Genomic DNA, 20,272 nt, shown 5'->3' with positions numbered 1-20,272 from the left:
TTCCTCAAGCCGCCTGCGCTTCGGCCTGGAAGACGCGGATATGGCGTGGGCGCAGCAACACCTGGTCTCCCTTGCCAAGACCCAGCAGGCGGAAGGAATCGCGCGCGATCGAGACCTCGACCAGTTCGCCGTCGGAGCGGCTCAGCTCAATCTGCGCGCTGGGCCCGACCGAGACGACGCGGACGATCGTCGCCGGCAGGCCGTCACGCTCAGCCCAACCCGGCACCAGCTCGAACTCGTGCGGACGCACGAAGGCCACCGCCTTGCCGTCGTTGCCGTCGGCGGCACCGACCTGGTGCTCGCCCAGGTGCAGCTGTCCGTCCTCGACCCGGCCATGAAACAGATTGACCGAGCCGAGAAAGTTGGCGACGAAAGGTGTCGCCGGATGGTCATATACGGACTCGGGCGTACCAATCTGCTCGACCTTTCCCTTGTTGATCAAGACTACCCGGTCCGAGACCTCGAGCGCTTCTTCCTGGTCGTGGGTGACGAAAACGCTGGTGACGTGGATTTCGTCGTGCAACTGCCGCAACCAGCGCCGCAATTCCTTGCGCACCTTGGCATCAAGGGCGCCGAAAGGTTCGTCGAGCAGCAACACCTTCGGCTCCACTGCCAGTGCACGCGCCAGTGCAATGCGTTGGCGCTGACCGCCTGAAAGCTGGGTCGGGTAGCGGTCGGCCAGCCAGTCGAGTTGCACCAACTCGAGCAGACGCTTCACCCTGCGCCTGATCTCCGCTTCGGCGGGACGGTAGCGCCGCGGCTTGACGCGCAGGCCGAAAGCGACGTTATCGAAAACGCTCATGTGGCGAAACAGCGCATAGTGCTGGAAGACGAAACCGACCTGGCGATCACGGGCGTGGCGAGCCGAGGTATCGTCGCCTGCGAGCAGGATCTGGCCCTGATCGGCGTATTCGAGGCCGGCGATGATGCGCAGCAATGTCGTCTTGCCGCAACCCGACGGTCCCAGCAGGGCGACCAGTTCACCGGAAGGAATTTCGATCGAGACGTCGTCGAGCGCCTTGAAAGCGCCGAACTGCTTGCTGATGTTGCGGATGGCGATGCTCATGGCTCATTCTCCGGAAAGTTCATTTTTCTCTTGCTGCTGCCGATGCGTCTGCCGCTCGACCAGCGTTTTCAGCCCGAGCGTGACGATCGCCAGCAGAGCCAGCAGCGAGGCCACGGCAAAGGCTGCGGCGTAGTTGTATTCGTTGTAGAGAATCTCGACGTGCAGCGGCAGGGTATTGGTCATCCCGCGAATATGCCCGGAGACCACCGACACCGCGCCGAACTCGCCCATCGCACGCGCGTTGCACAGAATCACCCCGTACAGCAGGCCCCATTTGATGCTGGGCAGCGTGGTGTACCAGAACATCTGCCAACCGGAAGCGCCGAGGACGACCGCCGCTTCCTCTTCTTCCGAGCCCTGCGCTTCCATCAGCGGAATCAGCTCACGGGCGACGAAAGGGAAAGTGACGAAGATCGTCGCCAGCACGATCCCGGGCAGGGCGAAGATGATCTTGATGTCGTGTGCCTGCAGCCAGGGGCCGAACCAGCCCTGCGCGCCGAACATCAACACGTAGATCAGGCCCGAGATCACCGGCGACACGGAAAAAGGCAGGTCGATCAGGGTGATCAGCAGGCGCTTGCCGGAGAACTCGAACTTGGCGATCGCCCATGAGGCGGCGACCCCGAACACCAGGTTCAGCGGAACCGCGACCAGAGCGACCAGCACCGTCAGCGTAATCGCCGAGCGGGCATCCGGGTGGACCAGCGCCGCTGCGTAAGCCCCCCAACCCTTGCGCAAGGCTTCGGCAAAAACCGTCGCCAGCGGCAGCAGCAAAAATACGGCGAAGAAGGTCAGCGCGATGCCGATCAGCACCCCCTTCACCCAGGCTGGCTCGTGCGTGCTGAGTGTCTCATGACGCGCCAGGCTGCCGGGTTTCAAGGCAATCGTTCCACTCATCTCAGGCCTCTGCCGTGTATCGTTGCTGCATCCAGCCCTGCAGCGCATTGATGATCAGCAGCAGGATGAAGGAGATGACCAGCATCACCGAAGCAACCGCGGTGGCGCCGGCGTAGTCGTACTGTTCGAGCTTGGTGATGATCAACAGTGGCGTGATCTCGGAGACCATCGGTACATTGCCGGCGATGAAGATCACCGATCCGTATTCGCCGACGGCGCGGGCGAAGGCCATCGCGAAACCGGTCAGCAGTGCCGGGGTGATGTGCGGCAGGATGACCTTGACGAAGGTCTGCCAGCGCGAGGCCCCGAGGCCGGCGGCGGCTTCCTCGACTTCCTTTTCGAGGTCGGCGAGCACCGGTTGTACCGTACGCACGACAAACGGCAGGCCGATGAAGACCAGTGCCAGCAACACCCCGTAAGGCGTGTACGCGATCTCGATTCCGAACCTCTTGAGCAGTTCGCCGACCGGGCCATTCTCCGCGTAGATGGTTGCCAAGGCGATGCCGGCCACCGCCGTCGGCAGGGCAAAAGGCAGGTCCACCAGAGCATCGACCAGGCCCTTGCCGGGAAAGCGGTAGCGTACCAGCACCCAGGCAAAGATCAGGCCGAAAATGACATTGATGCCGGCCGCCAGCAGCGAGGCGCCAAAGCTGAGCTGATACGAAGCGAGCACGCGCGGACTACTGACCGCAGACCAGAAAGCATCCCAGCCGAGGGTCAGCGTCTTGGCACCGACTGCTGTGAGCGGAATCAGCACGATCAGGGTCAGATAGACCAGCGTGTAGCCCATCGCCAGGCCAAAGCCCGGCAAGGGACTGAAGCGCTTCAGGCTGGCCATGCCGGCCTCGACAAAGACAAGAACTTGTTCATTTTCTCTTTCTGCTGCAGTGGATTCCTCCGACGATTCAGTCGGAGTTTCAAGCGAGGTTTCAAACGAGATTCAACGTCTTCCGCCGGGAACGTAGATCTGGTCGAAGATGCCGCCGTCCGAGAAATGCAGCTTCTGGGCATTCCGCCAACCACCGAAAATATCGTCGATGGTGACCAGGTTGACCTTGCCGAACTGCTTGGCGTACCTGGCGGCAACCTTGGCGTCGCGCGGCCGGTAATAGTGTTTGGCAGCGATTTCCTGGCCTTCGGGCGAGTACAGGTATTCGAGGTAGGCCTGCGCGACCTTGCGCGTCCCCCGCTTGTCGACCACTTTGTCAACCACGGAAACCGGTGGCTCGGCAAGAATCGACAAGGACGGCGTGACGATCTCGAACTTGTCCGGCCCGAGTTCCTTGATCGCCAGGTAGGCTTCGTTCTCCCAGGCAAGCAGCACGTCGCCGATGCCGCGCTCGACGAAGGTGGTCGTCGAACCGCGTGCTCCGGAATCGAGCACCTTGACGTTGCCGTAGATCTGGCCAACGAACTCTTTGGCCCGGGCTTCGTTGCCGCCGGCTTGCTTCAGCGCATAGGCCCAGGCAGCGAGGTAATTCCAGCGCGCGCCGCCAGAAGTCTTGGGGTTGGGGGTGACGATCGAGACGCCGGGCTTGACCAGATCGTTCCAGTCCTTGATGGCTTTGGGGTTGCCCTTGCGGACCAGGAAGACGATCGTCGAGGTGTAGGGCGCGGCGTTGTTGGGCAGCCGCTTCTGCCAGTCGAGCGGCACGATGCCCTTGTCGGCGATGGCGTCGATGTCATAGGCCAGCGCCAGGGTGACCACGTCGGCATCGATGCCGTCGATCACCGAGCGCGCCTGTTTGCCGGAACCGCCATGCGAAGCGTTCACTTTGAGCGTATCACCGGTCTTGCCCTGCCAGTGTTTGGCAAAAGCGGCGTTGAAGTCCTGGTACAACTCGCGGGTGGGGTCGTAGGAGACGTTCAAAAGAGAGATGTCGGCAGCGACCGCACTGCCGATAATCAGTGCGCTGGTCAGCAGGCCGGCAAGAAGACGTTTCAACTTCATGAGAACTCCGTTCAATCAATGGGTGGGACGGAGTCTAGGAGAGCGCTGCACGACAGCCAACGAATCTTTGCTTATGAGCTTATACGGAGGCAGCGCGGAATCTGCTTCGCTGGCAGAGTTGCTGATCCAAAATATAACGCCTTCCCGGCGGGATCTTGTAGCATTGCCGGTCAGTGGCGGCTGTAAGCGACATCGCGTCGCCACCACAACAGCGAATGCTGTCCTCCAGGCTGGCAACTACGCGAAAAGGGTTCATCACCATGCTACTGACTCTCGAATTGCTCCTCATTCTGGTCGATGGTACCGGTGGCGCTGTCGATCGGCGTCCCGCCGGGCTTCGTCGTCGCTTTTGCTGCGGCCAGCTACGGCTACTACATCCTGCCGACCTACCCGAGCGACCTGGCGGCCATCCAGTTCGATCGTTCAGGCACCACCCACATCGGCAAGTACCTGATCAACCACAGTTTCATTGCGCCTGGCCTGATCGGTGTCGGCACTTCGTGCATCATCGGCTACCTGCTGGCGACAGCACGCGGGCTGGTGTAAGCCGAAGCCGACGCGGCAGGCAATCGATTTTGCCCCTCTTTGACCCCGTTGACCGCAACTCGCCGTTTACCTGCTCATTGCGTTTCATTTGGAGATGGGCCAAATCATGAAAATATCGAAAGCTCTTGCATTGACGGCACTGTTCTTCGCTGCGCAGGCAGCGAGCACCCAGGGTCTGCTGATCAGCGATCCATCGCCGGTGGTGGTGCCCCCCATCATTCTGCGCGCGCCGGCAGCGGCACAGCCGCTGCGGCTGGCTCGCGTCAGCATCGATGTGCTGGTCGTTGGCCGTCTGGCGAAGAGCACGGTCGAAATGACCTTCCACAATCCCAACGCCCGTCTGCTCGAAGGCGAACTGCAGTTCCCCCTGCTCGATGGTCAGGAGGTCAGTGGCTTCGCCCTCGATTTCGACGGCAAGTGGCGGCCGGCGGTACCCGTCGACAAGGCTCGCGGTCAGGAAGTTTTCGAGGAGGTGACGCGGACGAGAGTCGATCCGGCTCTGCTGGAGGCCACCCAGGGCAACAACTACAAGTTGCGCATCTACCCGATTCCTGCGCAAGGCGATCGCAAGGTGTCACTGACGATCAGCGAACATCTACCGGAAAGGCGTGATGGCACGGCATTGCTGCGCCTGCCTTTGGCTTTCGGCGAACGACTGAGAAGCTTCGATCTGCGTATTCAGGCGCCCGGACTCCAGGCCGATGCCGCCAGGGTGCTGCGCGGCCTGAGCGCTGCCCGCTGGGAAAACCGCGCAGGCGGCGCAACGCTGGAAGTGCATCGCCGCGACTATTCGCCGGAGCGGCTGGCCGAAGTGAGCCTCTCGCCACATACCGGCCCGCTGCTGACCGTGGAAGAATTCGATGGTAAACGGTACTTCTACGCCGAACTGCCAGGGCCTGGGATGAGCCGTGCCGCACGACCGAAACCAGGGCAATTGGCTCTGGTCTGGGACGCTTCAGGTTCCGGTGCCAATCGCGAGCACGGGCGCGAATTTGCCCTGCTCGATGCCTATTTCAAGGCTCTCGGCAATTGCCGGGTGCGGCTGACGCTGGCGCGCGACAGCGCCGAGGACGGCGGCAGTTTTGTCGTCAAGGGAGGCGACTGGTCAGCTCTGCGCGCGCGACTGGAGCAGGTGAGCTACGACGGCGCTACCAACATGGCGGCTTTTCGCCCGCAAGCAGCGGCGGACGCCGTGCTGTTGTTCTCCGACGGCCTGGGCAATTTTTCGGCCCAGGCCATGCCCGATTTCGACCTGCCGCTGTTTGCCGTCAGCGCTGCCGCAGCGGCTGATGGCGAGCGTTTGCGCCAGGCGGCGACCAGGAGCGGCGGCGCCTTTGTCGATCTGCTCGCGACTTCGCCGGCGGTGGCGGTGACGGCGCTGCGCAGCATCGGCCCAGGCCTGGCCAGCCTACGTTCCAACGGCGCACGCGAGCTGGTGGCGGCGCCGCCCGATCAGGAATCGGGGCGCCTGGCGGTGGCCGGCGTCCTGACCGAGCCGACGGCAGTCATCGATCTGGAATGGCGCAAACCCGGCGGCGGGATCGAACGCCAGCAAGTCCGGGTCGGCGGCACGAACACGCTGCCGGCCAGTATTGCGGCGCAGGCCTGGGCACGCCTGCGGCTGCAGCAGTTGTTGCCGGAGCGGGCCATCCATCGGGCAGCCATCGCCCGCCTCGGCAAGTCCTTCGGTCTGGTCACTCCGGGCACCTCGCTGATCGTCCTGGATCGCGTCGAAGACTATGTGCGCCATGAAATCCCGCCCCCGGCCGAGCTGCGTGCCGACTATGAGCGGCTCGCGGCAAGCCGTAGGCAACAGGTCGAACGCGACCGCGTCAGCCACCTGGAAGACATCGTGCGTCGCTTCAAGGAAAAACAGGCCTGGTGGGAACGCGAATTCCCCAAGGGAGAGCGCCCGCAGGTCAGGCAGGAAGCCAAAGTGGCAGCGGCCGCAGGAGCCGCAGGAGCCGCGCCCGGCATGATGGAACGAAGCCAGCCCGCTTCGGCAGCACCACCGGCGCCGGCCGCTGCGCCGATGTCGCGGATGGATGCAGCCGCTCCGGCGAGCAAGGCGAAAATGGCTGACGAGGCGCCCGTCGCCAGGATTCAGCTCAAGAAATGGCTTCCCGACGCGCCCTATGCCGAGCGCCTGCGCAAGACCGAAGCCGAGCAGCTGTATCGCGTCTATCTCGACGAGCGACCCGCTTACCTGAACAGTACGGCGTTCTTCCTCGACGTGGCCGACCTATTCTTCGAGCGTGGCCGCCCGGAACTGGCGCTGCGCATTCTCTCCAATCTGGCCGAGATGGATCTAGAAAACCGTCAAATCCTGCGCATCCTCGGCTACCGCCTGCTGCAGGCCAGACGCGCCGACCTTGCCGTGCCGGTACTGCAACGCGTCCTCGAGCTGGCGCCCAACGAACCGCAGTCCTGGCGTGACCTCGGACTGGCACAGGCGGAAACCGGCGACCGGCAGCAGGCCGTGGAGTCGCTCTACCAGGTGGTGACGCGTCCCTGGCATAACCGTTTCCCGGATATCGAACTGGTGGCCCTGGCGGAAATGAATGCGCTGATCGCCACTGCGCCATCAGGAATCGATACCTCGGCGATCGACCCGCGCCTCCTCCGCAATCTGCCGCTCGACCTGCGCGTGCTCCTGGCCTGGGACGCAGACAATACCGACATCGACCTCTGGGTCACCGACCCCAACGGGGAAAAGGCCTACTACGGCAACCGTCTGAGCTATCAGGGCGGCGCCATGTCACGCGATTTCACCGGGGGTTACGGTCCCGAGGAGTTTTCCCTGAAAAAGGCCAAGCCCGGCCGCTACCTCGTGCAGGCGCAGTTCTACGGACACCGTCAGCAAGTGGTCGCGGGAGCGACGACGCTCAGTCTGCGCCTGTATACCGCTTTCGGCACCGCCGCCCAGAAGGAAGAGTGGCTGACCCTGCGGCTCAAGGGGCAGAGCGAAGTGGTGACGGTGGGGGAATTCGTGGTCGGTCAGTAACGCGGAGCCTGTGGGGCAGACTGCACCGCATTGCCCCGATACGGAGTCAGGGTACCCTCTTCCTGGCCCTGATACCGGTAAGGAAAGTCGTCGCCATAGGTCAGAACCGCCCCCGCCTGCACCGGCAATGTCAATACATCCAGAACAGTGGCAAAGGGCAGCAGAAAAAGGCCGGTCAATTTCCGGTCCGTGTTCGCCGCTGGGACGTTCACGCCAAGGTAGTTGCGGTCTACGGCTTGCGACAGGATGCACCCGGTATTGAGGAGTACGGTGCCAACGACCAAGGTCACGATCCGCATCAGACGGTTGCGCATTTTCTCTCCTTCGAGGCGACGATCAAGCCAATGACAAGTATATTACCATTTCTTCCCCGTCCACGTATCAGAGACGGAAGCGCCCGACCATTCACCCACCTGCCTCCCAGAGCCCTACCCGGAAACCACGATCGTCCCCGCTTCCCCCTCGCCCCTCACCTTGATCGCCCCGATGACCACTGCGGCTTCGCCGGCCGCATGCAGGATCTGCAAGGCCTGCCGCACGTCCTCGCGGGCGACGACGACGACCATGCCGATACCGCAGTTGAAGACGCGGTGCATTTCGCTGTCGGCGACGCCGCCTTCGCGCTGCAGCCAGTCGAAAAGCTTCGGACGCGGCCACGCCGCCTGCGCGATCTCGGCCTTGACTGCAGGCGGCAGGATGCGCGGCACGTTGCCGGTGAGGCCGCCACCGGTGATGTGCGCCATGCCCTTGACCGGCAGCGCCTGCAGCAGCGCCAGCAAGGCTTTCACATAGATCCGCGTGGGCGCCAGGATCGCTTCGGCGAGCGTCGTTTCGCCGTCGAAGGCCTGCGTCAGGTCCGGCTGCGCGCGATGGATGATCTTCCTCAGCAGCGAATAGCCGTTGGAATGCGCGCCCGATGACGGCAGGCCGAGCAGCACATCCCCCGGAATGATCGTCGAGCCGTCGATGATCGCCGCTTTCTCGACGATGCCGACGGCAAAACCGGCGAGATCATATTCGCCTGCCGGGTACATGCCCGGCATTTCAGCCGTTTCACCGCCGATCAGCGCGCAACCGGCAAGTTCGCAGCCTCTGGCGATGCCCTTGACGACGTCGGCAGCGGTATCGACGTCGAGCTTGCCACAGGCGAAATAGTCGAGAAAAAAGAGCGGCTCGGCGCCCTGGACGAGGATGTCGTTGACGCTCATCGCCACCAGATCGATGCCGATGCTGTCGTGCCGCTGTAGTTCGAAAGCGAGCTTGAGCTTGGTGCCGACGCCATCGGTGCCGGAGACCAGTACCGGCTCGCGGTAGCGTCTGGGAACCTCGAAGAGCGCACCAAAACCGCCGATACCGCCGAGTACGCCCTCGCGCAGGGTTTTTCTGGCGAAGGGTTTGATCCGTTCGACGAGTTGATCGCCGGCGTCGATGTCGACACCGGCATCGCGATAGGAGAGAGATTCTTGAGTCATGTGTTAGGGGATCCCCGAGCAAGGCTGGCGAATGCTGTGCAGTGGTAGAATGCACGATTTACGATCGCCTGAAACTCAATCTTATCCGAAATGGCTCTCCCGCGTGCCGATCGCAGTGCCTCCGCCCCCGCTTGAACCCCGTCCGATGCGCCAGTTGATTCTTGAACTGCTGCCCGACGCGCCGCCCAGCTTCGACAATTTTGTCGCCGGCAGCAATGCCGAAGCGCTGACTGGTCTGGCCGCCTGGCTGGCGCCGGCGAACCGCGAATCGGTGTTCCTCTTCTGGGGAGAAGCGGGCGCTGGCAAATCGCATTTGCTGCAGGCCTGCCAGGCGGCGTACAGCGATGCGCGCACAGACCCGGAGCTGTCAGGAATTGCCCCGGCGGGCGAGTTCTACGCCGTCGACCACGTCGAGGCGCTCGGCGAAGGGGGCCAGATCGTCCTTTTCAACCTGATCAATCGCCTGCGCGCCAGCGGCGGCCGCCTGCTTGCCGCCGCCGACATGCCGCCGCTGCACCTCGCCCTGCGCGAAGACCTGCGCACACGGCTGGGGAGTGGCCTGCTCTATCGCCTGCAGCCGCTGAGCGATGCCGAAAAACTGGCGGCGCTCGCCGAACAGGCGAGAGTGCGCGGCCTGGTGCTGCCGCCCGAGGCGTTCAGCTACCTGTTTGCGCGAGCACCGCGCGACATGCGCAGCCTGGCGGCTTTACTGGTGGCGATCGACCGTTACTCTCTGGAACAAAAGCGCCCAATCACCCTGCCATTGTTGCGCGAGGTTCTGCAGACCTCGGTGACTGGCTGACCCGCCCGAAAGCAAAGAATGGATCTGGCCCTCTTCGACCTCGACAATACCCTGATCGCCGGTGACAGCGACTTTGAATGGGCGCAGTTCCTGATTGGCAAGGGGATTCTCGACCGTGCCCTGTATGAAGCCAAAAACATTGAATTCTACGAACAGTACAAGGCCGGAACCCTCGACATCGACGTCTTTCTCGATTTCCAGCTCCGGCCGCTGGCGGCCCATCCCCGTGCCTTGCTCGAATCCTGGCAGCGCGAGTTCCTTTCCCGAAACATCCTGCCACTGGTCAGTGAGCAGGCACGGCGGCTGGTTCGCGGGCATCTCGACAGTGGCGCCCTGTGCGCCATCGTCACGGCCACCAACAGCTTCGTCACCGGTCCGATCGTCCGCGAGTTCGGAATCGCGCATCTGATCGCCACCATTCCGGCACAGGAAAACGGCCAGTTCACCGGTCGGCCGCGCGGCCTGCCATCGTTTCGGGAAGGCAAGATCATCCGCGTCGAGGCCTGGCTCGAAGCACTCGGACTATGGTGGAGCAGCTTCGAGCGGAGCTGGTTCTACAGCGACTCGCAGAACGACCTGCCCTTGCTGTCCAGGGTCAGCAACCCGGTGGTGGTTGACCCCGATCCGACGTTGCGCGCGCACGCCGAAGCCGCGGCCTGGCCGATCATGAGCCTCCTCGGGTGAGCCTATCGGGAAAACGTCGGCCACCGGCTGTGGCAATATCCGTTATCATGCGCTGCGCCATAGCACCGAGCAGAAGCCACTCGCAATGATCCGCAAGTTCATCTCCCGCGTCCTCGGACGCAAAAACCCCGGCAAGCATGGCGAACCGGCAATCATCGCCGTCGCCCAGCATGGCCTGCAGCGTGAGGACATCAGTCGGGGTTGCCGACGCACCGTCGAGACCCTGCAGGAAAATGGCTACCAGGCGTACATCGTCGGCGGCGCCGTGCGCGACCTGCTGATCGGCCTGACGCCGAAGGACTTCGATGTCGCCACCAATGCGACGCCGGAACAGGTCCGTCACTGCTTCCGCCGCTCCCGCATCATCGGCCGTCGTTTCCAGATCGTGCATGTCAGCATGGGCGCAGAAACCATCGAAGTGACCACTTTCCGCGGCCACCATGGAGAAGAGGGCAGCAACCAGGCGCTCACCGACGAGCAGGGTCGGGTGCTGCGCGACAATGTCTTCGGTAGCCAGCTGGAAGACGCTGCGCGCCGCGATTTCACGGTCAACGCCCTGTATTACGACCCGACTTCCGAAACCATCGTCGATTACCACCACGGCGTTGCCGACCTGCGCCAGAAAACCCTGCGCATGATCGGTGACCCGAAAACCCGCTACCGCGAGGATCCGGTGCGCATGCTGCGCGCCGTGCGCCTGGCGGCGAAGCTGGGCCTGTCGATCGATCCCGAGGCGCGGCGGCCGATCCGCGAGATGGGCAGCCTGATCGAGAATGTCCCGCCCTCACGCCTGTTCGACGAGATGCTCAAGCTGCTCACCTCCGGGCACGCCGTGCGCTGCGTCACACAGCTCCGCGAGGAGGGACTGCACCACGGTCTGCTGCCGCTGCTCGACGTGATTCTCGACCAGGCGCTCGGCGAACGCTTCGTCATGCTGGCCCTCGAAAACACCGATTGCCGCGTCCGCGAAGGCAGACCGATCTCGCCCGGCTTCCTTTTTGCCACCCTGCTCTGGCATCAGGTGCTGGCCAATTGGGAACCACTCAAGGCGCGCGGCGAACCGGCAATCCCGTCCCTCTTTCTGGCGATGGACGAAGTCCTCGATGTGCAGGCAGAAAAGCTCGCGATCACCCGCCGGATTGCCGGTGACATCAAGGATATCTGGGCCCTGCAACCGCGTTTCGAGCAGCGTTCCGGCAAACGCCCCTACGGCGTCCTGCAGCAGCCGCGCTTCAAGGCGGGTTACGACTTCCTGCTGCTGCGGGTCGAGTCGGGCGAAATCGATCCAGCCGTCGGCGAATGGTGGACCGCTTTTCTCGATGCCAGCAACGAGGCGCGCGCCGCCATGCTGCTGCCGGCAGCGCCCGGCGAACCGAAAAAGCGTCGCCGGCGGCGTCGCCCACCTGCCGATGCCAGCCAGGATGCCAAGCCCCCGGAATGATGTGCAGCCAGCGGCGCAGCCTCCCCGGCATGGCGCCAGCACAGAGGACGCAGAACGCTTGACGGATAGCCCGTGCTCTGATTCAGGATCGCCGCATGGCGGCAGGCAGAAGTCGATCGTGTCTGACGTCTCGCACCTGGCTTTCGTCGCGCTTGGAGCCAACCTCGCCGATCCGCTGGCACAGCTGCGCGCAGCCGCAGCGGCGCTCGCCGAACTGCCCGAATCGCGACTGCTGCAGCTCTCTTCGCTGTATCGCACGGCGCCGGTGGGGATCCGCGGCCAGCCCGATTTCATCAACGCAGTTGCTGCCATCGAGACCGTGCTTGACCCGCAGCAGTTGCTCGACGCCTTGTTCGTCGTCGAACGTCGCTTCGGTCGCCGCCGCGAGTTCCACCATGCGCCGCGCACCCTCGACCTCGACCTGCTGCTCTACGATCAACGGGTGGTCGATAGCCCGCGACTGAGCGTGCCGCACCCGCGCATGCACCTGCGCGCTTTCGTGCTCGCCCCCTTGCTGGAGATTGCGCCGCTCTGCCGCATTCCCGGCCGCGGTACCGCCGCCGCCTGGCTGCCGGCAGTCCGTGGGCAAGCAATCCAGAGACTTGCAGAGTAATCATGGCTTTCATGATCGGGGGTGCCTGCAACAGCCATGACCGTTAGTAGTCGCCACGGTATCGCCGATGCCAATAACCATTTCCATAATATGGCCTCCATGGCACCACCACCGGCGGGGGATAGCCGTATACCCGTGGTGGTTCGACCACGACCACGGGTGGGTTAAGGTATGCGCGTGGCGGCCCGTAATACCCTGGTTGAGCAGGGGCAACTACGCAGCCAGCCGTGGCGACAGTGACGAGAAGCGCGAGGACAATCGTTTTCATGAGGGGTCTCCAATGCACCATAACCCTGTAACGCGCCAGCTACCGATTGGTTCGTAGTCTTTTTGTATCACCGACCCGCTGAAACTTGCCCATCTGCAAGCAGCACTGTGTATCCTAGGCGCGCTTTGCCCATAGTGGGCTTTCGCGAAGCCAGTCCGAACAGCCAGGTGCCAGAGAGGAAAAGCAATGATTCAACTGCTGGTCAAGCGCATCGAAGGCGTGCGCGGACACCGCGATTATTTCAACCGGGGAGAGTAGGCCCATGTCCACCCACGTAGCCACGCGCCGTCTGACGCACATCGACCTCGCCAGAATGCGCGCCAATGGCGAAAAGATCGCCGTCCTGACCTGTTACGACGCGAGTTTTGCACAGTTGTGCGATCACAGCGGCGTCGACGCACTGCTCATCGGCGACTCGCTCGGCATGGTATTGCAGGGCCACGACTCGACACTGCCGGTGACGCTGGCCGACATCGCCTACCACACCGCCAGCGTCGCGCGTGGCAGCCAGCGACCGCTGGTGATCGCCGACATGCCTTTTGGCAGCTTCCAGGAAAGCCCGCGGCGGGCACTGCGCAATGCGGTGGCGCTGATGGCCGCCGGCGCGCAGATGGTGAAAATGGAGGGCGGTGTCGACATGGCCGAGACGACCCGCTTCCTCTGCACGCGCGGCATTCCGGTCTGCGCGCACGTCGGCCTGACGCCACAATCGGTGCACCAGCTCGGCGGCTACCGGGTACAGGGCCGCGATGACTCCGGTGCAGCTCGATTGATTGCCGACGCGCTCGCGCAGCAGGAAGCCGGCGCCAGCCTGATCGTTCTCGAAGCCATCCCGCAAGCGCTGGCGGCCGAAACCACCGGCAAGCTCACGATTCCGACGATCGGCATCGGTGCCAGCCGGGAATGCTCCGGCCAGGTGCTCGTCCTGCACGACATGCTCGATATCTCGGCGGGCAGAAAGGCCCGCTTCGTCAGGAACTTCATGACCGGCCAGCCGTCGATCGCTGCGGCGATCGCAGCCTATGTTGCCGCCGTAAAGGAGGGCACCTTTCCGGGTCCCGAACACTGTTACTGAGCCGCCAGGATATCGTCGGTCCCCGGCACGGCACGGCACGGATACGGATAGCCGCAGCCATTCCTCAGGCAGCTTGTCATTCCAGTTTGAAAGAGGTTCAGCAATAGCCATGCAGATTCACTCGTCGATCCCCGAACTGCGCGCAGCGCTGCAAACGCGTGGCCGCATCGCTTTTGTCCCGACCATGGGCAACCTGCATGCCGGACACATGGCACTGATGAACGAGGCGCGTAACCACGGTGATTGCGTGGTCGCCAGCATTTTTGTCAATCGCCTGCAGTTCGGGCCAAACGACGACTTCGATAGCTATCCACGCACCTTGCAGGCCGACTGCGAGAAGCTCGCTGCGGCCGGTGTCGAGATGCTGTTCGCGCCGACCGAGGCGGTGCTCTACCCCGAGCCGCAGCAGTACCATGTCGAACCACCCGCGATCCAGCATCAACTCGACGGGGAATTCCGTCCTGGCCATTTCCGGGGCGTCGCCACCGTCGTTCTCAAGCTGTTCAACATTATCCAGCCACAGGCGGCGCTATTCGGCAAGAAGGATTACCAGCAACTGATGGTTCTGCGCAATATGACACAGCAACTGGCTTTGCCGATCGAGATCGTCGGCAGCGAGACCGTGCGGGCCGAAGACGGCCTGGCGCTGTCTTCGCGTAACGCTTACCTGTCGACCAGCGAACGTGCCGAGGCGCCACGCCTGCATCGCCTCCTGAGCTGCCTCGCTGCGGCGGTGCATGCCGGCGAACGCGACTTCGCCAAACTCGAACGCGAAGCGGCCGGCGAGCTCGATCAGAATGGCTGGAAAACGGACTATGTGGCCGTGCGTCGACAGTCCGATCTGCAGCTCCCGCAAGGCCCCGACGAGCAGGCGCTGGTGGTGCTCGCAGCCAGCCGCCTGGGCGCTGCGCGACTGATCGACAATGTCGAAATCGAGCTGGCGAGCAGCCATTGACAGGTAGCCATGAGCCGCTACAATTCGCTTCCCCAAACAACTCTCAACCGGTGAAATTCCATGCAGAGAACCATGCTGAAGTCGAAGCTGCACCGCGTCAGCGCGACCCACGCCGAGCTTCACTACGAAGGGTCATGCGCGATCGACGAAGACCTTCTCGAGGCCTCGAATATCCGTGAGTACGAACAGATCGACATCTGGAACGTAAACAACGGCGAGCGCTTCACGACCTATGCGCTGCGCGCCGAGCGCGGCTCCGGCGTCATCTCGGTGAATGGTTCAGCCGCGCGCCGCGCCGCGCCGGGTGACATCCTGATCATCGCCAGCTTCGCGACGTACACCGAGATCGAACTGGCCAAATATGCGCCGCAACTGATCTACGTCGATACGCAGAACCGGATCGTGCGGATCGCCGGCAAGATCCCGACGCAAGCCGCCGCCTGAGCGCAACACCAGCTCCGCACCGACAAAGCCGCGACACCGATCGCGGCTTTTTTGTCGCTCCGCGACTTTCACATTAAGGGCAGGGCAGCGCCGGCTGATCAGGCCGTTTCCGGCAGCACTTTCGGTTTGCGTGGACGACGACTGCGAGTAGCCGGCTTTTTGACGGCACTGGCTTCTTCTTCATCCGCCACCGGGACGGCCTGCACTTCTGCAGGTACACCCGGCTCAGCAACCGGGATGACTTCGTGGCCTGCCTCCTCAAGCGACGACACAGCCGATGGTAATTCGGCGCCAGTCTGCGCTGCCGTGACCTCCAGGACGAGTTCGACCGGTTCTGCTGGCGCCGCTTCGACGGACGCAACGAGTTCGTTCACTTCCTGTACGGGTTCTTCGACCGGCACGCTTTCCTGCCTGGCCAGCCGCGGCTCCCTGACCCGCTTGATGCCTTTCTCGGTTGCCTTGCGCCGGCCCTCCCCCTTGCGACGCACAGCCGCCGGCTCGCTTGCTTCTTCACCCACTGCGCTCTCGGGTTCGAGCGGAACGACCGGCAAGGGCTCGGCAGGCACCTCGGCGCTTGCTTCCGGTCGAGCCACCATACCGTTGCTGCGAAAGACGTAGGTGCCGGATTTTTCATCGCGACCAATCTCGAGCAGGCCACGCGCCTGGGCTTCCTCGAGCAGGTTGCCGAAAGCCCGAAAGCCGTAATACGATTCGCTGAAATCGGGTTTGCGCCGTTTGATCGCTTCCTTGAGCATCGACGCCCAGATCTTGCTGCTGTCGCCACGCTCGGTGACCAGTGCCTCAAAAGTGGCAACGGCCAGTTCGATGGCCTTGCTGCGGCGTCCCTCGAGTTCCTGCCTGCGTTGCGCATCCTCCTCCGGCGAGCGCCTGACCACCGGCTGTGCTTCCTTTGAATCCCGTCTCGCCGAGCGCTGCATCTCGCGCACGAGGTCGTCATAGAAAATGAACTCGTCGCAGTTGCCGATCAGCAGATCCGAGGTCGATTGCTTGACACCGACACCGATCACGTACTTGGCGTTCTCCCGCAACTTGGAAACCAGAGGCGAAAAGTCCGAATCACCGCTGATGATCACGAAGGTATCGACATGCGACTTGGTGTAGCACAGATCCAGTGCATCGACGACCAGCCGGATGTCGGCTGAATTCTTGCCCGATTGGCGCAGGTGCGGGATCTCGATCAGCTCGAAGCTGGCCTCGTGCATGGTGGACTTGAAACCCTTGTAGCGTTCCCAGTCACAGTAAGCCTTCTTGACGACGATACTGCCCTTGAGCAACAAGCGTTCCAGGACCGGCTTGATGTCGAACTTGTCGTATTTGGCATCGCGAACGCCAAGGGCGACATTCTCGAAGTCACAATACAGCGCCATGATGGCGGTTTCGGGCGCTACGGCCATGATTCATTTTCTCCCCAGGTTGTGATGCGCCACGCACCAGCGGGGCGACTTGAAAGTCTTGCCGAAGTCAGGCGGCCAGGCGGCGCCGAAACACCCAGGCGCTGTCGCTCGCGGATTCTTCTGCATGCATATAGACGTAGCCGTCGCCGGTAAAGTCCTTCAGGCTGGCCGCCGTCATCAGGCGATTGACGATTGCATAACGCGCCATCAGCCCGCGTGCCCGCTTGGCGTAGAAGCTGACGACCCGGAACCTGCCGCCGCTCCAGTCTTCGAAGACCGGTCGAATCACCGGCACCGACAGTTGTTTCGGCCGGACGGCCTTGAAGTATTCCTCCGAGGCGAGATTGACCAGGACGGTTGCGTGCGCGTCGTGCACCGCGGCATTGATCGCGTCGGTGATGCGCTCGCCCCAGAAGGCGTAGAGGTCCCTGCCGCGTCGATTGGCCAGACGGGTTCCCATCTCCAGCCGATACGGCTGTATCAGGTCGAGCGGGCGCAATAGCCCGTAGAGACCGGAGAGGATGCGCAGGTGACGCTGCGCGAACTGCCAGGCTTCCAGAGCCAGCGACGGCGCGTCGAGCCCGTCGTAGACATCGCCATTGAAAGCCAGGGCCGCCGGTTTGGCGTTATCCGGGGTGAACGGCCGTGCCCACTCGGCATGGCGGTTGACGTTGAGCACCGCCAGTGGATCGCTGATCTTCATCAGGCTGGCGAGCTGCGCCGGCGACAACTCGCGCAACTCGTCGATCAACTCCTGTGAGTCGTCGAGAAAGAGTGGCTGGCTATGCTCGGCAAGCGCCGGCGGCGTCCGGAAATCGAGACTCTTGGCGGGGGAAAGGACAATGATCATCTGCTGGTTCCAGGCGATGGAGGATTCCCGGCACGTGCTAAGATTCAGCCATTGTAATCGACAGCGATCGACCGGCGCGGATTCCGGCGCGACTTTAAACCATGGAACCACTCCTCAAGCGCCTGCTGCTCCCGGATGCGGATCTGACTTCCTTGCTCGCCCTCCTGGTCGACGAAATCCGGCCGGCAAAGGCGCAAGACTTCGAGACCGCCAGGCGAAATCTGCAGGCCCTCTGCTACCTTCTCAGCATCCACCCCGAGTTACGATCGGCTTTGCGCGCCGCCTTCAACACGCTGCTCAGAACGCATCGCCACATCGAGTTGTACACCACCACCGGCATCCTGCCGAATACCGGATTCGCCTCCGAAGGTTTTCGCCGCATCGGCCACAAGCTCCTGCCCGAGGTGCTCGACCCCGGTTTGCTGCGCAGCGTCCTGCGCAGTACCTTCGACCGGCCAAGTGACCGGCATTGGGTGGTCGGCGTCGGCGACGACGCCTGGTTGCGACTGCTCGAAGCCATGCATTTCGACGAGGAGCCGACCAGCGAGACCTTTCCACACTCGCTACTCGAACTGCTTCGCTCGCTGCGCGTGCTTTCGTACGGGATTGCCGCCTGTGGCATGGAGCCGGAACTGCTGCGGCTGGAACCGTCACTGGTGACCCACGAATCGCCCTTCGTCGCGCAAAACCTGGAGATGGCCGACTACATCGAGGCCTATCCGGACCACTGGGGCAAGTCCATCGCAGCAGACAGCGACGATCTGCACCTGCGTGTTCTGTTCGGCCAATGCCAGGAGGTCATCGAACGGGTACGCAGGAATGCGGCCCGCAATGGAACCAGCATCCACCTGACCTATCAACTGCAGCGCCTGCGGCAACTGTTGCGGCGCAGCGAGCATCTGCTCGACATTCTCGCCGGCCTGCACGGCGATCTGGACGAGGCGTCGGCTTACCCGCCAATCGTCAGCCTGTTCACCCGTCTGGTGAGCGACGAATGCCTGCGCAACGATCTCGGCAGGCACTGGCGCCAGAACACTGAACTGATTGCCTTGCGGGTGACCGACAACGCCAGCCGTCATGGCGAGCACTACATTACCGAAACGCGCGCGGAATACTGGTCGATGGCACGTTCGGCAATGATCGGCGGGGTGGTCATTGCCGGCATGGCCTGCCTGAAAATCCTGCTCGCCAAAGCGGCCTTGCCACCCCTGACTGGCGCCCTCGCCTTTTCCCTCAATTACGGGCTCGGTTTCTGTCTGATCCACATTCTGCATGGCACCGTCGCCACCAAACAACCGGCAATGACCGCCAACGCGATTGCCGCAAGCCTCAGTAACGGCGGCGGAAAATTGCGCGACATCGAGGCCCTGACCGACCTCATCGCGCGCACCTGCCGCAGTCAGATCATCGCCATTCTGGGCAATGTCTGCATCGCCATTCCGCTCGCCGGGCTGATTGCCTTCGCCATCTTCAGCAGCAGCGGCGAGCATTTCACCAGCCCCGACAAATCGCTGCATCTGCTCGAAGAGCAGAGCCTGGTGCATAGCGCGGCCGTATTCTATGCCGCCATCGCCGGCGTCTGCCTGTTCATCTCCGGACTGATCAGCGGCTATTACGACAATTACGCCGCCTACAACCGCATCCCCGAACGTATCCTGCAACTCGGCTGGCCGCAGCGCCTGTTCGGCGAAGCGCGCATGCGCCGTGGCGCGGCCTACATCGGCGACAACCTCGGAGCGCTCGCCGGCAATCTGCTGTTCGGTTTTCTGCTCGGAGGAACGACCTTCTTCGGCCTGCTGGTCGGGCTGCCGATCGACATCCGCCATGTCGCATTTTCGTCGGCATTCATTGGCATCGCTTTTGTCGGCCTCGACCTTCTCCCGGATCTGTGGCTGCTCGCCTGGGCGGTGCTTGGCGTTGCCACGATCGGTTTCATGAATCTCATGGTCAGCTTTGCGCTGGCGCTCAATGTCGCCCTGCGTTCGCGACAGGTTTCCGATCCGCAGTGGAAAAACCTGGCGCGATCGGTCGTCTCGCATCTGCGTCGACAACCCAGGGATTTCTTCATGCCGCCAATAAAGACGGCCTGACCGCTTCGTCTGCCGGGCAGACCCCGGCGAACGGGCAATCGCCAGTTCGAGAGCCCGGAGTGCTCGATTCGCCTTGACCGCCAAGCGCTATTTTCCTATCCTGCGAGAGTACTCAAGGAACGGTTGATCCGCGCCTGCAGCCCCCACTCACCCCACTCCACCGACCTCAACAGCAAGGAATGATCATGACTGAAGAAAAGAGCACGACCAAGAGAGCACCCGCCGCCAGGAAGACGACGACCGCGACGGCAACCGCCAGTACTGCAGGGAAAACGCCGGCCGTCAAGGCGGCGGCGGTAAAGAAACCGGCTGCCGTCGCTGCACCTGCACCTGCCGCTCCTGCACCTACCGCTGCACCTGCGCCTGCCGCTCCTGCACCTACCGCTGCACCTGCACCTGCACCTACCGCCGCTGCTCCTGCCCCGCAGAAGATGGCCTCGCCAAAGCCGGCCGCTACGGCCATTGCTGCCGAAATCGAGAGTCTGCAGTCTGCACCCACCGAGTGCGCGGCGCCCGTTGCAATGCCGGTGAAGCCAAGCCCCGAGGACCGCTATCGCATGGTCCAGTCGGCGGCGTACTTCATTGCCGAGAGGGACGGTTTCCGGGGAGCTGACACCGATTACTGGGCGCAGGCCGAAGGGGAAATTGCCGCACAGCTTGGCGAAGCGTGAACGCCTCGCAACCCTCTCCAGCAGTTCC

The 20,272-nt window shown here is 63.0% G+C and carries 18 protein-coding genes and 1 pseudogene; 11 read left to right on the top strand and 8 right to left on the bottom strand.

The window, feature by feature from the left end; genetic code table 11:
• Positions 1-4 precede the first annotated feature (4 nt).
• The 4 genes from V5B59_RS24295 to V5B59_RS24280 all read right to left on the bottom strand — a co-directional run bounded on the left by V5B59_RS24295 (position 5) and on the right by V5B59_RS24280 (position 3,914).
• Complete coding sequence (locus V5B59_RS24295) at positions 5-1,066, bottom strand: sulfate/molybdate ABC transporter ATP-binding protein (protein WP_169071385.1); 1,062 nt, start codon at positions 1,064-1,066, stop codon at positions 5-7.
• Between the two features lie 3 nt (positions 1,067-1,069).
• Positions 1,070-1,963 carry a sulfate ABC transporter permease subunit CysW gene (gene cysW / locus V5B59_RS24290; RefSeq protein ID WP_169071386.1) on the bottom strand — a complete coding sequence of 298 codons (894 nt, stop codon included), beginning with the start codon at positions 1,961-1,963 and terminating at the stop codon, positions 1,070-1,072.
• Between the two features lies 1 nt (position 1,964).
• Positions 1,965-2,801: a sulfate ABC transporter permease subunit CysT gene (gene cysT / locus V5B59_RS24285; RefSeq protein WP_169071387.1), complete on the bottom strand. Its 837-nt coding sequence runs from the start codon at positions 2,799-2,801 to the stop codon at positions 1,965-1,967.
• Between the two features lie 102 nt (positions 2,802-2,903).
• On the bottom strand, positions 2,904-3,914 hold the full coding sequence (locus V5B59_RS24280) for a sulfate ABC transporter substrate-binding protein (RefSeq protein WP_288129819.1): 1,011 nt from the start codon (positions 3,912-3,914) through the stop codon (positions 2,904-2,906).
• Between the two features lie 300 nt (positions 3,915-4,214).
• On the opposite strand from V5B59_RS24280, the pseudogene V5B59_RS24275 reads away from it, so the two are divergent.
• Positions 4,215-4,460 (top strand): annotated as a pseudogene (locus tag V5B59_RS24275) (anaerobic C4-dicarboxylate transporter); the annotation flags it as partial.
• A 106-nt stretch (positions 4,461-4,566) separates the two neighbouring features.
• A complete protein-coding gene (locus V5B59_RS24270; protein WP_169071388.1) occupies positions 4,567-7,464 on the top strand; it encodes a VIT domain-containing protein in 2,898 nt (965 codons plus the stop codon).
• Here V5B59_RS24270 and V5B59_RS24265 read toward each other — a convergent pair.
• Both V5B59_RS24265 and purM read right to left on the bottom strand, forming a co-directional pair.
• Positions 7,458-7,778 (bottom strand): hypothetical protein, encoded by a 321-nt coding sequence (locus V5B59_RS24265; RefSeq protein ID WP_169071389.1) that lies wholly within the window; start codon positions 7,776-7,778, stop codon positions 7,458-7,460. The two genes, V5B59_RS24270 and V5B59_RS24265, sit on opposite strands and share 7 nt — an antisense overlap.
• A 114-nt stretch (positions 7,779-7,892) precedes the next feature.
• A complete protein-coding gene (purM, locus tag V5B59_RS24260) occupies positions 7,893-8,936 on the bottom strand; it encodes a phosphoribosylformylglycinamidine cyclo-ligase (RefSeq protein WP_288129813.1) in 1,044 nt (347 codons plus the stop codon).
• A gap of 145 nt (positions 8,937-9,081) precedes the next feature.
• Here purM and hda point away from each other — a divergent pair, with 145 nt between their 5' ends.
• From hda to panD, 7 genes are all read left to right on the top strand, one after another.
• On the top strand, positions 9,082-9,738 hold the full coding sequence (hda, locus tag V5B59_RS24255; protein ID WP_169071390.1) for a DnaA regulatory inactivator Hda: 657 nt from the start codon (positions 9,082-9,084) through the stop codon (positions 9,736-9,738).
• A gap of 18 nt (positions 9,739-9,756) precedes the next feature.
• The gene (locus V5B59_RS24250; protein ID WP_169071391.1) at positions 9,757-10,422 is read left to right on the top strand and encodes an HAD family hydrolase; all 666 of its coding nucleotides are present in this window, start codon (positions 9,757-9,759) and stop codon (positions 10,420-10,422) included.
• An 85-nt stretch (positions 10,423-10,507) separates the two neighbouring features.
• Complete coding sequence (gene pcnB, locus V5B59_RS24245) at positions 10,508-11,863, top strand: polynucleotide adenylyltransferase PcnB (protein WP_169071392.1); 1,356 nt, start codon at positions 10,508-10,510, stop codon at positions 11,861-11,863.
• A gap of 118 nt (positions 11,864-11,981) precedes the next feature.
• Entirely contained in the window at positions 11,982-12,476 is a 495-nt protein-coding gene (folK, locus tag V5B59_RS24240; RefSeq protein ID WP_034915922.1) for a 2-amino-4-hydroxy-6-hydroxymethyldihydropteridine diphosphokinase, read from the top strand.
• A 530-nt stretch (positions 12,477-13,006) separates the two neighbouring features.
• Positions 13,007-13,819, top strand: a complete 813-nt coding sequence (gene panB / locus V5B59_RS24235) for a 3-methyl-2-oxobutanoate hydroxymethyltransferase (RefSeq protein WP_169071394.1) — start codon at positions 13,007-13,009, stop codon at positions 13,817-13,819.
• 109 nt (positions 13,820-13,928) lie between these two features.
• Positions 13,929-14,774 (top strand): pantoate--beta-alanine ligase, encoded by an 846-nt coding sequence (gene panC, locus V5B59_RS24230; protein ID WP_169071395.1) that lies wholly within the window; start codon positions 13,929-13,931, stop codon positions 14,772-14,774.
• Between the two features lie 60 nt (positions 14,775-14,834).
• Entirely contained in the window at positions 14,835-15,218 is a 384-nt protein-coding gene (panD, locus tag V5B59_RS24225; RefSeq protein WP_034915916.1) for an aspartate 1-decarboxylase, read from the top strand.
• A gap of 98 nt (positions 15,219-15,316) precedes the next feature.
• Here panD and V5B59_RS24220 read toward each other — a convergent pair whose 3' ends face one another.
• Together V5B59_RS24220 and yaaA are read right to left on the bottom strand one after the other, a co-directional pair.
• Positions 15,317-16,633: an NYN domain-containing protein gene (locus V5B59_RS24220; protein WP_169071396.1), complete on the bottom strand. Its 1,317-nt coding sequence runs from the start codon at positions 16,631-16,633 to the stop codon at positions 15,317-15,319.
• Between the two features lie 67 nt (positions 16,634-16,700).
• A complete protein-coding gene (yaaA, locus tag V5B59_RS24215) occupies positions 16,701-17,483 on the bottom strand; it encodes a peroxide stress protein YaaA (RefSeq protein WP_034913288.1) in 783 nt (260 codons plus the stop codon).
• Between the two features lie 101 nt (positions 17,484-17,584).
• On the opposite strand from yaaA, the gene V5B59_RS24210 reads away from it, so the two are divergent.
• The gene (locus V5B59_RS24210) at positions 17,585-19,573 is read left to right on the top strand and encodes a site-specific recombinase (protein WP_169071397.1); all 1,989 of its coding nucleotides are present in this window, start codon (positions 17,585-17,587) and stop codon (positions 19,571-19,573) included.
• Positions 19,574-19,758: 185 nt separating this feature from the next.
• A complete protein-coding gene (locus V5B59_RS24205) occupies positions 19,759-20,244 on the top strand; it encodes a DUF2934 domain-containing protein (RefSeq protein ID WP_169071398.1) in 486 nt (161 codons plus the stop codon).
• Positions 20,245-20,272: the final 28 nt, after the last annotated feature.

Origin of the sequence: Candidatus Accumulibacter contiguus (assembly GCF_036625285.1) — a bacterium.
GTDB lineage: Bacteria > Pseudomonadota > Gammaproteobacteria > Burkholderiales > Rhodocyclaceae > Accumulibacter > Accumulibacter contiguus.
The sequence above is the reverse complement of the archived record's forward strand: the minus strand, read 5'-3'. Positions and strand labels throughout refer to the sequence as shown.

Bases quoted from the DNA above. Each gene is read 5' to 3' on its own strand.
- V5B59_RS24295 (WP_169071385.1), bottom strand. From the start codon at position 1,066: ATGAGCATCGCCATCCGCAACATCAGCAAGCAGTTCGGCGCTTTCAAG.
- cysW (WP_169071386.1), bottom strand. From the start codon at position 1,963: ATGAGTGGAACGATTGCCTTGAAACCCGGCAGCCTGGCGCGTCATGAG.
- cysT (WP_169071387.1), bottom strand. From the start codon at position 2,801: ATGGCCAGCCTGAAGCGCTTCAGTCCCTTGCCGGGCTTTGGCCTGGCG.
- V5B59_RS24280 (WP_288129819.1), bottom strand. From the start codon at position 3,914: ATGAAGTTGAAACGTCTTCTTGCCGGCCTGCTGACCAGCGCACTGATT.
- V5B59_RS24270 (WP_169071388.1), top strand. From the start codon at position 4,567: ATGAAAATATCGAAAGCTCTTGCATTGACGGCACTGTTCTTCGCTGCG.
- V5B59_RS24265 (WP_169071389.1), bottom strand. From the start codon at position 7,778: ATGCGCAACCGTCTGATGCGGATCGTGACCTTGGTCGTTGGCACCGTA.
- purM (WP_288129813.1), bottom strand. From the start codon at position 8,936: ATGACTCAAGAATCTCTCTCCTATCGCGATGCCGGTGTCGACATCGAC.
- hda (WP_169071390.1), top strand. From the start codon at position 9,082: ATGCGCCAGTTGATTCTTGAACTGCTGCCCGACGCGCCGCCCAGCTTC.
- V5B59_RS24250 (WP_169071391.1), top strand. From the start codon at position 9,757: ATGGATCTGGCCCTCTTCGACCTCGACAATACCCTGATCGCCGGTGAC.
- pcnB (WP_169071392.1), top strand. From the start codon at position 10,508: ATGATCCGCAAGTTCATCTCCCGCGTCCTCGGACGCAAAAACCCCGGC.
- panB (WP_169071394.1), top strand. From the start codon at position 13,007: ATGTCCACCCACGTAGCCACGCGCCGTCTGACGCACATCGACCTCGCC.
- panC (WP_169071395.1), top strand. From the start codon at position 13,929: ATGCAGATTCACTCGTCGATCCCCGAACTGCGCGCAGCGCTGCAAACG.
- panD (WP_034915916.1), top strand. From the start codon at position 14,835: ATGCAGAGAACCATGCTGAAGTCGAAGCTGCACCGCGTCAGCGCGACC.
- V5B59_RS24220 (WP_169071396.1), bottom strand. From the start codon at position 16,633: ATGGCCGTAGCGCCCGAAACCGCCATCATGGCGCTGTATTGTGACTTC.
- yaaA (WP_034913288.1), bottom strand. From the start codon at position 17,483: ATGATCATTGTCCTTTCCCCCGCCAAGAGTCTCGATTTCCGGACGCCG.
- V5B59_RS24210 (WP_169071397.1), top strand. From the start codon at position 17,585: ATGGAACCACTCCTCAAGCGCCTGCTGCTCCCGGATGCGGATCTGACT.
- V5B59_RS24205 (WP_169071398.1), top strand. From the start codon at position 19,759: ATGACTGAAGAAAAGAGCACGACCAAGAGAGCACCCGCCGCCAGGAAG.